This window comes from uncultured Altibacter sp. (assembly GCF_963972995.1).
Taxonomy (GTDB): domain Bacteria; phylum Bacteroidota; class Bacteroidia; order Flavobacteriales; family Flavobacteriaceae; genus Altibacter.
The window spans coordinates 1-14976 of the sequence record NZ_CAXAXI010000003.1 but is presented as its reverse complement, the minus strand read 5'-3'; the positions used below and the strand labels follow the sequence as shown (position 1 = coordinate 14976).

General features: G+C 41.9%; 14 protein-coding genes. 4 read left to right on the top strand and 10 right to left on the bottom strand.

Annotated features, from left to right (window positions below):
- Window positions 1-190: 190 nt before the first annotated feature.
- Window positions 191-2374: a T9SS type A sorting domain-containing protein gene (locus tag AACZ11_RS01820; protein WP_290627528.1), complete on the top strand. Its 2184-nt coding sequence runs from the start codon at window positions 191-193 to the stop codon at window positions 2372-2374.
- 50 nt (window positions 2375-2424) lie between these two features.
- On the opposite strand, the gene AACZ11_RS01815 is transcribed toward AACZ11_RS01820, so the two are convergent.
- Window positions 2425-3471 carry an endonuclease gene (locus tag AACZ11_RS01815; protein WP_290627526.1) on the bottom strand — a complete coding sequence of 349 codons (1047 nt, stop codon included), beginning with the start codon at window positions 3469-3471 and terminating at the stop codon, window positions 2425-2427.
- The gene (locus AACZ11_RS01810; protein ID WP_290627524.1) at window positions 3468-4685 is read right to left on the bottom strand and encodes a methyltransferase domain-containing protein; all 1218 of its coding nucleotides are present in this window, start codon (window positions 4683-4685) and stop codon (window positions 3468-3470) included. The genes AACZ11_RS01815 and AACZ11_RS01810 overlap by 4 nt, the downstream gene beginning before the upstream one ends.
- A gap of 77 nt (window positions 4686-4762) precedes the next feature.
- Between AACZ11_RS01810 and AACZ11_RS01805 the strand changes: the two genes are divergently transcribed.
- Entirely contained in the window at window positions 4763-5806 is a 1044-nt protein-coding gene (locus AACZ11_RS01805) for an oxidoreductase (protein WP_290627522.1), read from the top strand.
- Window positions 5807-5879: 73 nt separating this feature from the next.
- Here the strand turns inward: AACZ11_RS01805 and AACZ11_RS01800 are convergent, their stop codons facing one another.
- The 7 genes from AACZ11_RS01800 to AACZ11_RS01770 form a co-directional block, all read right to left on the bottom strand.
- Window positions 5880-6314, bottom strand: a complete 435-nt coding sequence (locus AACZ11_RS01800) for a sensor of ECF-type sigma factor (protein ID WP_290627520.1) — start codon at window positions 6312-6314, stop codon at window positions 5880-5882.
- Window positions 6314-6817 carry a hypothetical protein gene (locus tag AACZ11_RS01795; RefSeq protein ID WP_290627518.1) on the bottom strand — a complete coding sequence of 168 codons (504 nt, stop codon included), beginning with the start codon at window positions 6815-6817 and terminating at the stop codon, window positions 6314-6316. Before AACZ11_RS01795 ends, AACZ11_RS01800 begins: the two co-directional genes overlap by 1 nt.
- Before the next feature lie 24 nt (window positions 6818-6841).
- Window positions 6842-7393, bottom strand: coding sequence for an RNA polymerase sigma factor (locus AACZ11_RS01790; RefSeq protein WP_290627516.1), 552 nt, complete (start codon window positions 7391-7393; stop codon window positions 6842-6844).
- A gap of 493 nt (window positions 7394-7886) precedes the next feature.
- Window positions 7887-9713 (bottom strand): ABC transporter ATP-binding protein, encoded by a 1827-nt coding sequence (locus AACZ11_RS01785; protein ID WP_290627514.1) that lies wholly within the window; start codon window positions 9711-9713, stop codon window positions 7887-7889.
- Entirely contained in the window at window positions 9713-11422 is a 1710-nt protein-coding gene (locus AACZ11_RS01780; RefSeq protein ID WP_290627512.1) for a phospho-sugar mutase, read from the bottom strand. Before AACZ11_RS01780 ends, AACZ11_RS01785 begins: the two co-directional genes overlap by 1 nt.
- Window positions 11423-11461: 39 nt before the next feature.
- Window positions 11462-12415 (bottom strand): glycosyltransferase family 2 protein, encoded by a 954-nt coding sequence (locus AACZ11_RS01775; protein WP_290627510.1) that lies wholly within the window; start codon window positions 12413-12415, stop codon window positions 11462-11464.
- A gap of 10 nt (window positions 12416-12425) precedes the next feature.
- Window positions 12426-12956, bottom strand: coding sequence for a DUF4199 domain-containing protein (locus AACZ11_RS01770; RefSeq protein ID WP_034258632.1), 531 nt, complete (start codon window positions 12954-12956; stop codon window positions 12426-12428).
- 248 nt (window positions 12957-13204) lie between these two features.
- Between AACZ11_RS01770 and AACZ11_RS01765 the strand changes: the two genes are divergently transcribed.
- On the top strand, window positions 13205-13489 hold the full coding sequence (locus AACZ11_RS01765; protein WP_034258631.1) for a type B 50S ribosomal protein L31: 285 nt from the start codon (window positions 13205-13207) through the stop codon (window positions 13487-13489).
- Between the two features lie 118 nt (window positions 13490-13607).
- Complete coding sequence (locus tag AACZ11_RS01760) at window positions 13608-14783, top strand: GlmU family protein (RefSeq protein WP_290627507.1); 1176 nt, start codon at window positions 13608-13610, stop codon at window positions 14781-14783.
- Window positions 14784-14796: 13 nt separating this feature from the next.
- Here AACZ11_RS01760 and AACZ11_RS01755 read toward each other — a convergent pair.
- The coding region (locus AACZ11_RS01755) for a hypothetical protein (RefSeq protein WP_290627505.1) at window positions 14797-14976 on the bottom strand (180 nt) is incomplete at its 5' end.

Genomic DNA, 14976 nt, shown 5'->3' with positions numbered 1-14976 from the left:
AAGGTAATTATTTTTAGTGGATTCTTGTGTGCTAAATAGTTGCCCCTGATTAAAAGAATTGTAAAGAAATACAGTGGTCTATCGGCTTAGTGGGTTTTTAGTTTCAGTTTTATAACTTATCTTGCAGATTCTAAGTGCAATATTTAGCCATCATTAAACATCAACTTAATTTAAAAACAACACTATGAAAATGAAAAATTTACTAATGGCGTTTGCTTTTCTCTTTGGAGTGGGTATTATTGCTCAAGAAGGTTCCGGTCCTACCGATGTGATCGTGGGAACTTTTTTGGGAGAGACCATGCCTCTTCGGGATTACGCAAAGCTTGAAAGCGATCCAACCCGAACGATCCAAGAATTAAAGATCGTTGCCAATGGAAGAAGATCGAACGAACAAACCAACCCTAATGCATTACCAACCGGTGAAGATCCGTTGCGTCAAGATGACTTTGGCGATCAGTATCGTTTTGCATTGGAGCAAAATTTTGACGGTGGGTTAGCGAATGAGTCCGGCTTCATTCCACCAGACCCTACTGGAGCTGTAGGACCAAATCACTATGTTCACGCCTTTAATTCGGCGGTGAAGATTTTTGATAAAACAGGAAACTTATTGGTGGGGCCGGTGGCCTTAGGTACTTTTTTAGGAAACGGAATGAACAATGGAGATCCCATTGTGATGTATGACCAATTGGCAGATCGATTCTTTGTGAGTCAGTTTGGAACGGCAAATCCTTCGGCGCCAACAAACACCTTGGTTGTTGGAGTATCTACTACCAACGACCCTACCGGAACGTACAACGTATATACGTTTACTTTTGCAGGTTTTCCGGATTACCCTCATTACACGGTTTGGCCCGACGGTTATTACCTTACAGCAAATAAGCTTGGTGGAGACGCAAACAGGGTATATGTCATGGAACGCGATGTTATATTGGCCGGAGGGCCCTCTCCTCAAATAGTAGGATTCCCGTTACCGGGAATAGTCTTTAATCCTAACACTATTGAGAGTCCGGAGCCAGCGAACTTGCTAGGCACAAATTTTCCGGCAAATGTCCCCGGATATATTACGTTCTTACAAGACGATGGTTGGAGTGGTGTTAGTTTCGACCATATAAAGGTTTGGGAAATAGACGTGGATTGGACTACTATAGGTAACTCAACGATTTCGGCACCTTTGGAAATTCCGGTAGCTGATTTCAACTCTACCTTTTCACCTTTCGGTCAAGGAGATGTAAATCAACCGGGGACCTCTCAAAAAATTGATATGCAAGGAGGGATTATCTCGTACGCAGCAAATTACAGAAGTTTTGCCACCCATAATTCATGGGTTATTACTTTTAATGTGGATGTAGATTTAGCAAACACATCCGGTGTGAGATGGATAGAGCTTCGAAATAGCGGAGTGGGTCCATGGACCTTATTTCAAGAAGGTACCTATGCTCCAGATGACGGACACAGTCGATTCATGGGGAGTGCCGCTATGGATGAATTAGGCAATATTGGAATGGGATTCAATATAGCCAGTGCCACTTTGCGAGTTGGTGTTCGATTTACAGGCCGATTCAATAATGATCCTTTGGGAGTCATGACACAAGCCGAACAAGTAATTGTCGATGGAAACGGCGTGCAAACCTTTTCTAACCGATTTGGAGATTACTCTCACCTAAGTATGGATCCAAATGGAACTACCTTCTGGCATACGGCTCAGTATTTTAATCCAACTAATTTTTGGAGAACACGAATCGCTTCTTTCTCGCTGTCTACGCAGTTGGCAAACGATGTTGGAGTTGACAATATTATAGAGCCCAATGACGGGGAACTTACCGCTGCCGAGACAGTGGATATCTCTATTCGTAATTTCGGATTGGCACCGCAAACTAATATTCCGTTAGAACTTTATCTTGATGGAAACTTAGTTGCTTCAGAAACGTTTTCCGGCACTATAGCTCCTAACGAAGCAGGTTCTTATACATTTACTGCTACCGTAGATTTATCCACACCAGAGCAAACCTATGAGTTGGAGGCGAGAACCGTATTAGCCGGAGATCAGTTGGCTGCAAATGATGCATTCGTTAAAGAAGTGGAGAACATTACGCTTGGTATTGATGATTTCGCTACAGACGATGCTAAACTCATTATTACTTCTAATGCTAAAAACCAATACGATGTCTTACTAAAGTCACAGTACGAAGGTATGGCTTATATTGCTGTATATAATACGTTAGGACAGCAAATGGGTGTGAAAACAGTCCAGAATGAAGGGGGAGCGTTCCGTCTTAAACTGGATATGTCTTATGCTGCTAGCGGAGTTTATATTGTAAAAGTGGGAGGACTTACGTCGAACGGTTACAAATCGGCGAAGATCATAGTCGAATAAATTCTATAGAGAATTATAAAAGAAAAGAGCGGACAATGTCCGCTCTTTTTTTATTCAATTACCACCTTCTTGATTACTTTCATTTCTCTATTCTGAAGTTCTATAAGATAAATTCCTTCAGCAAAAGAAGCAAGGGAAATAGTGGTCTGTTGTGTGTTTAGATTACGCTGAAGAACGATGCGTCCCATCGTATCATAAAGAACAACCGAAGAAGGCTGAAAAGCACCTGTGACTTTAATATGGACCACTTCCGAAGCAGGGTTAGGATATACCACGAATGCGTCACCAACAGCGTCATTTACCGAGAGTAAGTTCCAACGATCCTCTGCAGCCGGACCTCCCCAAATTAGGGTTGCCAAATACGGATTATCAATAAAAGGATTTCGGTTTCCATAGGCAGTCTCCAAATAAGGATTACGCTGGTCTTCGTATTCACTCACAGGGTCTTCCGCATTCCATTCCAAAAGAACTTGAAGCATTTGTGTACTACCTTGTGTGCTTCCAACTCCATTGAGAGCAGGCAGGCAGCGGTCACCATAACGGGTGTACATGTACATCATCATACGCGCAACATCACCTTTCCATTCGTCACCGGGATACCAATGACCGCTACCCACATTTCCCGCAGTACCGGAGCCGGCTGCAAATTTCTTACTGCCTTTATTATTGTTCATTTGCTGGTCACTGGCTCGTAAATTATGAGGATCTGCCCCAATGCCGGTCGTACCATTGCTCACATCACCCATATCGGGGTTTGCATTGGAACGGGCAAAGACATGCTCACGATTATATTCACAGCTTAAACCGCCAAAGTCGTCCTCGTCTCTTGTCCTATCTGTAGTACAATTTCCATCGGTGTCATTATAACCATAGATCAAAAGAACATTGTTCGCGTTATTTGGGTCTTCATCTGTAATCTTTAGGGCATCGCGTACATCCCCATACGTAAATGTATTGTTGGATATATCGATCTTGGATTGTAATTCGAAGTATAGATCTTGACCGGTTAAGGAAAGATCGACGTCGTTATAATACGGTTGCTGCCCGTACGCACATTGAACAGCCCATAGAAAGCCAAGGAGTATTACGTTTTTCATTCTGCATCATTTTTTTTAAGCAACGCCATGTAGAATCCATCAAAACCGGATTCACTTGGCCATATTTTTTTGTCTTTTACTAAACTAAATTCCTTCCCTTCATCACGTTTTAGGAAAGCCTTGATTTGAGCATCATTCTCTGAAGGAAGAATTGAGCAGGTGGCATATAAAAGTTCTCCACCGGGTCTTACCATTCTGGAATAGGAATCTAAGATCTCTGCTTGATTCTTTTTGATCTGTTCCAAAAATTCCGGATCCATCTTCCATTTGGAATCGGGATTTCGTTTCAACACCCCCAAACCGGAACATGGTGCATCGATCAAGACCTTATCAGCTTTTTCAATCAGTTTTTTTACCACCTTGGTCGAATCGATCACACGGGTTTCAATATTGTGAATTCCATCCCGCCGGGCGCGACGTTTTAGTTCATGTAACTTATTTTCATAAATATCCATAGCGATCACCTGACCCTTATTTTCCATAAGTGAAGCGATATGGAGGCTTTTGCCGCCTGCACCGGCACAGGCATCGATTACGCGCATACCGGGCTTCGGGTCGAGTAATTGCGCCACCAATTGGGACGATGCATCCTGCACTTCAAACCAACCGTTTTTAAAAGCGTCCGTGCTGAAAACATTGGCGCGCTCCTTTAGCTTTAAGGCATAGGGGCTGCCGGGAATGGTTTCGGTTTCTATCTCTAGATCGGACAATTCATTTTGTACCTGAACTACCGTAGCTTTTAATGGGTTTACACGTAGTACAACATCGGCTAATTCATTGAGCGCAGCGATCTCTTTGTCCCATCGTTTGCCCAATTCTTTTTCTCCTAACTCATCCAACCAATCAGGTATGGACTCTCTGTATTTTCTAATTTTAGACAGTTCATCAAAGCGACCTTTAATACGTCGTACCGGAGTATCTTCCAGTTGCTTCCAATCGGGAAGTTTGATCCCGTTGAGCGTCGCCCAAACAGCAAAGAGACGAAAAAGGTTGGGCCTATCAAATGGCTCCTTCACTTCGGCAATCTCTGCATACAGTCGCTTCCAGCGAACAATATCGTAGGTAGTTTCAGCGATGAAACTACGATCCCGTGAACCCCAACGCTTATCGCGCTTAAGCGTATTCCTCAAGACTTTATCTGCTTGCTTCTGCTCATTGAAGATCATGTGAAGTGAATCTATGGTGGCAAAAACTAAGTTTCTATGTAATTTCATTGCTTTATTAAATGTGGACTGCAAAGGTATCACAATCGGTATGAATTGTTTTGATTACTTTTGACAAAATTTTTTTCATGCGCTTGATTCTTGCCCTTTTCGTTTCTTTACTGTTAGTGTCCTGTTCCACAGAGCCAAAAAGAACATTCACTTCCGTCAGCATAACACCTATTTTTTCAGATAGCCTGAGTATTCGAGCCATTGCGCCCATTGATGACCACAAAGTATGGTTTGCTGCCAACGAGGGCATGGTAGGTCTCATAGACGGAACGATACCAAAACTGGCAACTATTAAATACGAGGAATCTTTTCTACATTTTCGAGCGATCACCGCCATCGAGAATGCCGTATTTGTTTTGAGTATTTCCAATCCTGCAGTTCTCTATAAAATTGGATTTGACGGCCGAAGTGCTACCTTTATTGAAGAGGTTTATTTTGAAGAAGGAGAACGAGTTTTTTACGATTCAATGGCATTTTGGAATGACAAAGAGGGCATTGCCATGGGCGATCCTACCAATGGATGCTTGTCGGTCATTATTACCCGAAACGGTGGAAATTCGTGGGAGAAATTAAGTTGCGACCTTTTGCCTCCTGTGACGGAAGGAGAGGCAGCTTTTGCAGCAAGTAATTCAAACATCGCTATCTTTGGTGACCACACCTGGATCGCAACCGGTGGCAAACGTGCTCGTGTATTCCATTCGCCCGATAGAGGCAAGACATGGGAGGTTTTTAATACGCCTATCATTCAAGGAAAGGCTATGACCGGGATCTACAGTATCGATTTTTATAATGATAAAGTGGGAGTGATCTTTGGGGGTGACTGGGAGAATAAAGCGTTCAATGAAGGTAATAAAGCCTTGACAAAAGATGGGGGGAAGACATGGAATCTTATTAGTAACGGAACCGGACCGGGGTACCGATCTTCTGTTAAGTTTGTACCCGGCAGTGAGGGAAAAGGACTTGTTGCTGTTGGATCACCGGGTATCTCCTACAGCCCGGACGAAGGCCGGTCTTGGAGTGAATTATCTTCGGAAGGATTCTTTGCCTTGGAGTTTGTAAACGATTCATTGGCATACGCAAGCGGTCAGTACAAAATAGCAAAACTGCAATTTGAGCAATAAAAAAATGGGGTCCGAAGACCCCATTTTCGAATTGAATTTAACAAAAAATCACAATTCACAAAAAACCAACCAATTATTCTTTTCCTTTTCGCTGCCTGTATTGTTTAAGCAACTGTCTTTTAAAATCATCTTCTGCTTTCTTTAACCTAAGAATTTTCTTTGCCGACAACACATTTTTAAGATCTTGAAGCAAGGCTGTACGGTATTGATATTCTTTGGCATGATAGTCATTTACCTTTTCAATAAGTGCATTCGCTTCCGACTCACTAAGTGTTTCGATACCGTCATCCTTGAAGATTCGAAACTCTTTTCGCTCATTGCGTTTTAGTGTATGCATCTTCTCTTCATAGGCATTGTAGATAGGCCAGAACTTTTCAGCTTCGGTCGTTGTAAGTTCCAGGGCTTCGGTAATGTATGCACGTTTTAGTGCCTTTATCTTTTCATGGCGGTCTTCCTGTCCCGTTGCGGTCACACCAATAAACACCAAAAGAAATACGATTCTTCTCATTATTCTTGTATTAAGGTTGTTTCTTCCACATTTTCCAAAAGATACTCTTCCATAGCGGCTTTTGTAAATAAGGAATTTTCAAAGGTTACTTCGGGACCATCTTCATTCTCTAAGATGGCTACCACATCGTAAAGATCGATATCCACGTCTTCTTCGATATACTGAGTGAGCATAGTTGTTTCTATGTATTCGACTCCTTCCGACATTAGAGAACTTTGTTGCAGTAAGGAGAAGAACAACAAGAGACTTGCGGCGATCCCTGCGACAGCAACCACAAAACGGCGGTTAAATAGCGGTCGAACTTTGCCGACATCTTCTTTGTGAAGTACAGATTCCATAATTCGTTCATCCAGTGTTTCAAAATACCTGTTGGGCATTGAAAAACCGGTGTTTTTTGGAATTTCTTCCGAAGCAATCGATTCGAAAAGCCGCGCATCCAAGGAATCAAAATAATCTTTTGGCGCCTTGAAACCGTGATCCGGTATGTTGTGTTCGTCGTTCATTCTAATACTATGACTCTAAAAAAATTAAATAGTTTCATCTGCTTTAAGGAAGGCAGTAATTTTTTTAACGGCAATGTGATAGCTGCTTTTTAATCCGCCCACCGATGTTTCTAGCACCTCCGATAACTCTTCGTATGTAATATCGTCAAAATACTTCATGTTGAAGATAAGCTGTTGTCTTTCGGGAAGGGTATGTATGGCCTTTTGTAATTTAAGTTGAATGGCAGAACCTTCAAAATAAACGTCGCTTTCCAGTTTTTTAATAGCATTTTCTTTTATTTCTTCGGAAGTGATCTGTGCCCGCTTCGCGCGTTTGTTTATAAAAGTGATCGCTTCGTTTGTGGCGATACGATACATCCATGTATAAAGTTTGCTGTCCCCTTTAAAGGAATCTATGTTGCGAAAGATCTTGATGAAGGTATTCTGAAGCACATCATCTGTATCGTCATGGTCCAGAACAATTTTACGGATATGCCAGTACAAACGCTCCTTGTATTGGGATACCAACTCCCGGAAGGCAGCTTCCTTTTGCTCCTCCGATTGTAAGGCACTTACTAATGTTTGTTCTTCGATCACGAAATCGATGTATATGTTATTAGGACTAAAGGTACTGGCAATGGTTTAAATGAAAATAAATGTGACCCTATATTTTTTGAAAACATGCCGTTTATCGATTAAATGCAAAAAATTCAGTTAAAAAGTAGAAAATATTTTTTTGTAGGAAAATTTTTACTACTTTTATCACATACTTCTTATGTATATGTTCTTTATTATTAGCCCCAACTGTAATAAGAACGCACTAAACGGGTCTAAGCGGGGGCTGACCCGTTTTTTTTATGCCCTATATTGAACACGCCACACATTCTAAAAATGTAGGAATTATATTAACATTAGTTCATTAAAAAATCGATGAAATGCACAGATCATAGATTAAATGCAAAAAAAATTTGGTGGATTCAAAAGTTAAATATATATTTGAATCATACTTATGTTAAAACCGTCATCGCGTGCCCCAAATGCGATGACAAAAGAAGTCAAAGAGCGGTGCCCCAAATCGCTCTTTTTCTTTTTAAGCCAATGATTGCATTTCCACCAAATTATAATAGATTCCTTTTTTAGTCAATAATTCGTTGTGTTTTCCCTGTTCTACAATTTTCCCCTTGGAAAGGACAACAATAAGATCTGCATTTTGGATGGTCGACAATCGGTGTGCGATGACTACAGAAGTACGATTCTTCATCATATTCTCCAATGCCTGTTGCACCAGTCGTTCACTTTCGGTGTCAAGGGCCGAAGTGGCCTCATCGAGGATCATAATAGGAGGGTTCTTTAAGACGGCGCGAGCAATACTAAGCCGTTGTTTTTGTCCGCCGCTTAGTTTATTGCCACTGTCTCCAATATTCGTATTGATGCCGTTTGGTAAACTTTGCACGAACTCCCAAGCGTTAGCCACTTTTAGAGCGTCGATGATCTCTTCATCACTCGCTGTCTTTTTTGCAACTAAGAGATTTCCCTTTACCGTATCGTTAAACAATATAGAATCTTGAGTTACCAAGCCTAAAAGCGCACGAAGTGACTCCTGGGTCATATCCTTGATGTCAATGCCGTCTATGGTGATCTTTCCGGCATTCACATCGTAGAACCGGGTGATCAAATTGGCTATGGTACTTTTCCCGCTTCCGCTTTGACCTACCAATGCTACGGTATGACCTTTGGGAACACGTAATGAGAAATCCTGAAGCACCCATTCTTCTTCGTATTTGAAAGAAACAGTTTCAATCTCAATTGCATCCTCGAACGCTTCTTTTTGTACGGCGTTTGGTTTATCCTTTATGGAAGACTCTGTTTCAAGGATCTCCAATACCCGCTCGGCAGCAGCATTTCCTTTCTTTACACCATAACTCGCTTTGCTAATTGCTTTCGCGGGTGTTAAAATATTATATGCAAGTCCCATATATACTATAAAGAATTCCGGCGCCAAGGTCTGTTCAACCAAGACCATCGAACCGCCGTACCATAGGAGTATGGCAATTACTACAATCCCAAGGAATTCAGAAATAGGAGAAGCCAGATTTTGGCGATTTAACAAGGTGTTTGAAAATTTGAAAAAGCGATCGGTAGATTCAGAGAATTTATTTCTGAAGATCCTTTCGGCATTAAATCCTTTAATGATTTTAAGTCCGCCAAGTGTCTCCTCCAAGATCGACAAGAAGTACCCTTGTTCTTGTTGTACCTTATCGGAATGCTTCTTTAGGCTTTTTCCTATTCGGGAGATGATAAAACCTGATACGGGAATAAAGATAAATACGAAAATGGTTAACTCTGTGCTAATGGCGAGCATGGCGATGATGGTGAACAGTATCATCAAGGGTTCCCGTACGATCAATTCTAAGATGGACAGGAATGAATGCTGTATCTCCAACACATCGCTCGTAATTCTGGCTATGGTATCACCTTTGCGCTTTTCAGAATAAAAAGAGACCGGAAGATCGACAGTCTTCTTGTATAAGTCGTTCCGAAGGTCTTTCAGGACGCCATTCCGAAGAAACGTAATAAAGAACATGGCCAAATATCCAAACAGGTTTTTCAATAAGAAGGTTGCGATCACCAAGCCAATCATTAGCATTAACGTATTCATTTCACCATCTGAAGCGATCTTCTCATTGATGAAATAATTCATATAATTCTCAAAATAATCTCCTAGTTTCAAAACGCCTTCATATGTAGGCTTTTCACTTACCCGTTTCGAATTATCGAATAATACTTTAAGCATTGGCATCAGGGAGACAAATGCCAGTGTTCCGAACAACGCATAAAACACATTCGAGATAATGTTAAGCCATGCATACCCTTTATAAGGCCGGGCATAACGAAGAATTTTTTTAAAGTACTTCATCAAGAAAGGGTTAGGTGAGTGCGAATGTTATCTATCTTCTTCTGAAGAAGTGAAAGGTCTCCTGAAGGGTCGTGGACGCTTATGTAGAATTTAATCTTAGGTTCTGTGCCGCTGGGTCGTGCTGCGATCTTACTGCCGTCTTCGGTATAATAAATAAGGACGTTCGATCTCGGAATTTTTAAAACTTCGGAAGTATTGTTCTGCGCATCTTTTGCAACTCCCGACTCATAATCTTCGATGCGTATGACCGGGCTGTCCGCAATTTCTTTAAATGGATGCTCCCGAAGGTTCTTCATAATAGTGGCGATCTCTTCCGCTCCCTTTTTTCCTTCCTTTACCAATGACACCAAGTATTCTTGATAGGTTCCTACCTTGCGATAGATCGCTTGTAAATAATCGAACATACTGCTTCCGGCGGCTTTTTTTTGAGCAGCGATCTCGCATGCCAATAAGGTAGCAGTGACGGCATCCTTATCACGTACAAAATCACCTACCATGTATCCAAAACTTTCTTCGCCGCCACCAATGAACTCCATTTCGGGGAAATCGTTGACCATTTTCGCGATCCATTTAAAACCGGTTAGACCTTCTTTGTAATCAACATTAAAATGTTGCGCGATCTTTCGTACCATGGGCGTGGATACGATCGTACTTGCCACAAACTGATTTCCATCGAGTCTTCCCTCTTTTTTCCATTGTTCCAGCAGAAAATAGGTCATAATGACCATGGCCTGATTGCCATTGAGAACGGTTAAAGTGCCATTCGCATCCCGTACGGCAATGCCCAAGCGGTCGCAATCGGGGTCGGTACCTATAACGATATCTGCTTGTAACGCTTCAGCACGTTCCATAGCCATACGTAAGGCTTCCGGTTCTTCCGGATTAGGGGATGTCACGGTAGGAAAATCACCGTTAGGTGTGGCTTGTTCTTCTACAATATGTACTTGTGTATAACCGGCTTGCTCCAAAACCTTCGGTATCATGGTGATGGAGGTGCCGTGAAGCGACGTAAATACGATCTTTAAGTTTTGTTTTGCTTCTTTAGGCGTATTAAAACTCCCGTTGCGAAGAGACGCTTCCGCAAAAGCGGTGTCGACTTCAGCATCGATGGTTTCAATGAGTGCTTCATTGGCTTCAAAGTTTACATCGGTGTACTGTAACGAATTTATTTCTGAAATTATTTCGGCATCTTGGGGGGGCACCAACTGACCACCATCTTCCCAGTACACTTTATATCCGTTGTATTCCGGTGGGTTGTGGGACGCTGTTAACACTATTCCACACTGGCAATTAAGATGCTTTACTGCAAACGAAAGTTCCGGAGTAGGGCGTAATTCAGAAAACAAAAAAACATGAATGCCATTGGCCGAAAACACATCGGCTACTACCTTCGCGAGTTCCTTACTGTTATGTCTGCAATCGTATGCGATAGCCACACTAATCTTTAGATTCGGGAATTGTTTCTTTAGATAATTGGAAAGTCCTTGCGTATTCTTCCCCAGCGTATATTTATTGATTCTATTGTCTCCAACGCCCATCTTTCCCCGCATCCCGCCGGTTCCAAAGGCAAGACTTTTATAAAAACTATCCTCAAGCCCTTCAGGGTCGTGGGCAATCATTTCCTTAATGGTGTCCCGGGTTTTTTCGTCAAAAAAAGGAGTAAGCCAAGCGTTCAGGCGTTCTAAGATTTTTGGATCTACGTAAATCATTCTGCTTTATTATTCTGCAAAAATAATGATTCTTAGTGGTTATTGATTGAAGTTTCGTTGTTCTTTAACGATGTAGTTCTTTGCTTCTTTTTTGCTTCGTAAGAGCAATTCGCCAAGAAATCCGGCTAAGAATAATTGTGTTCCCAGGATCATAGCCGTCAAGGCAATATAGAACTGCGGACGTTCAGTTATAAGTCGTCCGGTAGGGTTGATAAACAATTTGTCGATTCCCAGATACAAGGCGAATCCAAAACCAACGAACAACGTGAATGCTCCCCAGGCACCAAACAGATGCATGGGACGTTTCCCAAAGCGGGATAAGAACCAAATGGTGATAAGGTCCAGAAATCCGCGTACAAAACGTTCTGCGCCAAATTTGGTCGTGCCATATTTTCTAGCTTGGTGAACCACCACCTTTTCACCAATCTTATTGAATCCTGCATTTTTAGCCAGCACCGGAATATAGCGATGCATTTCGCCGGTTACCTCAATGGTCTTCACAACATTGTTTCGGTAGGCTTTTAAACCACAGTTAAAATCGTGTAATCGCACGCCTGATGTCTTTCGTGCTGCAAAATTGAACAGCTTTGAGGGTAGATTTTTAGCAACAACCGAGTCGAAGCGCTTCTTTTTCCATCCGGAGACCAGATCAAAGCCTTGCGTGGTGATCATGGTATAGAGTTCCGGGATCTCTTCGGGATTGTCTTGTAGGTCTGCGTCCATAGTGATGACAACATCGCCAATCGCTTTTGCGAATCCGGCATGCAAGGCTTGCGACTTTCCGAAGTTCTTCAAAAACCGAATTCCTTTCACCTCTGCATGCTCTTTTGCCAAACGGTCTATGATCTCCCAAGAGCCGTCTGTACTACCATCATCTATAAAGATCAATTCGTATAAAAAACCATTGGACCGCATGACTTTTGCGATCCAATGGTATAATTCGGTAATTGACTCTTCTTCGTTAAGAAGTGGGATGACAATAGACAGATTCATGCAGTTGTTTCTAGTAGTTTTCCGGGCGGTTTTGTTTCATGATCAATCCGGCGATCAGCGAAATGATAAAGCCAAAGAACAAAGAGGCGATAAGGCCCATGGCAGTCATGAACCAAGGAGTCATGAACTTTTCGGTCATACCCATGGCCATTTCCAATTGTTCTTCAGTCATTTGCGGATTTTGCTCTATCATGTTTTCGCGGGTTACATCTAAGAGTTGTGTTACAAAATCCGGTTCGATCACGGTAACAAAAATGTAGGTGAAAATGGAACCAATAACACCGGCAACCAAGGATATGGCAAGTCCGGTCTTAATGGCCTCTCCTAACGATAAAAATCCGCCACTTTCTTTCTTAAATGTTTTCAGTCCGTAGACAATGGCCGCTGCCATAATGATAAAATTCAATGCCGATTGCCACCACGGTTGGTCCATGTGCATGCCTAAAACATATACGATTACCGAAACCACAATGGTTCCAAGTGCTAATAGCAATCCGTAATTAAGAGCGATCTTTTTCACTGAGGGTGTTTGAGTTTCCATGTATTGAAGTTTTTTGGTTTGGTCTGTTAGTAAACAAAGATAGGAAAACGTTACACATAATTGCTGTGAAGAAGGTATTCTTGAGGGGTATTTCTGAAGGGCATTCCAAACAATCTAAGCTGGATCGAACGCCAAAGCGAACGATAAAATACTTCAGAATAAAAAATACTTGAAAAAAATTGTTCATTTCTAAATTATCCTTAAATTTGCAGACTTAAAAAAACAGAAAGATTTTAAAAATAGAACTGATGAAACAAGGAATCCATCCTGAAAATTATAGAGTAGTAGCGTTTAAGGACATGTCTAACGACGATGTTTTTTTAACGAAATCTACCGCAGATACGAAAGAAACAATCGAAGTTGATGGTGTTGAGTATCCGTTAGTGAAGTTGGAGATCTCGAGATCATCTCACCCGTTTTATACAGGTAAGTCTAAGTTGATCGATACTGCAGGACGTATCGACAAGTTCAAGAACAAGTACGACAAGTTCAAGAAAGCACCTAAAAAAGAAGAAACGAAGTCTGAAGAATAAGCCTTCATTTCTGTAGATATAATAAAGCCTTTGAGAAATCGAAGGCTTTTTTATTTTAGGTTACAGTGCAACCTAACTTCTTTACTATCTTTACAAAAACCAACGCCAGTTCTTACGCATGAATTATATTTTATTCGACGGTAACGTACGCAATCAATTACTCCCTTTCACTTTTACCCGCCCTGTGGCCGATATTCGTATCGGGATCCTTACCATACGGGAAAAATGGGAACACCTCTTGGGGTTTACAACCACCACCGTAACTGAAGATTATTTAGCCGAAAAATGGCCCTTGGTAGAATTGGAGAAGAACGTGTTGATCAACGCTTCTTTTATCCCTTCTGAAAATCTTGCAAACCTTGTTAAAGGACTCACGGAAAATCAAGCGCTATTCTATAACGATGAACCTCTTGCTTTTTTTACTACCGAAGGACAAGAGGTCGATTTTGAATCGTACGAAGTGATCCAATATACGCATAACGACGTATTACGCATTGAACATACTTGGGACATCTTTTCAAAGAATCATGAAGCAATTGCCCGTGATTTTGACATGTTGACGAAGGGCCGAACCTCACAACCCATTCCGGAAATGACCGTTGCATTCAACAAAGAACAGATCTTTATTGAGGAGGGTGCCCGCTTGCCGCTTTGCTCCCTCAACGCCACCGAAGGACCTATCTATATTGGCGCCAATGCAGAGATCATGGAGGGAAGTATGATCCGTGGGCCTTTTGCACTCTGTGAAGGCGCTACCGTAAAGATGAATGCCAAGATATATACCGGTTGTACCGTAGGACCCTTCAGCAAAGTAGGAGGGGAGTTGAACAATTCGGTGATCTTTGGTTATTCCAATAAGGGTCATGACGGATTTTTGGGCAATTCGGTGATAGGGGAATGGTGCAATTTAGGCGCCGACACGAACAATTCGAACCTAAAGAACAATTATGCCGAAGTGCGTCTCTGGGACTATGAGACCGAAGGATTTGCCCGCACCGGACTGCAATTTTGCGGACTCATGATGGGAGATCACAGCAAGTGTGGTATCAATACCATGTTCAATACAGGGACGGTTGTTGGGGTAAGTGCCAATATCTTCGGAAGTGGTTTTCCGCGAAATTTTATTCCCAGCTTCAGTTGGGGCGGCAGTGGCGGTATGACCACGTATAAAACACAAAAAGCGTTCGAGGTGGCTAAAGTCGTTATGGAACGGCGCGGTATCGAATTTTCAGAAATAGATGCAACCATACTCGAACATGTGTTTGAAGAAACGGCACGCTGGCGACGCAATTAACTGCTCACCGCTTTCAGAATAGATAAGGCATGCCAAGAAAGAGGAACGCTAAGATAAGTAGGGTAGCAAGTATTATGATAATTTGCTTTCGCTGAGCAGCGTTCTTTTCTTTTTTCAGTTTTAGTTTAAAGACCTCAAACGCTTCCGGAGTCATTTTTTTATGATCGATAAGTTCACCGAACGTACTATTGAG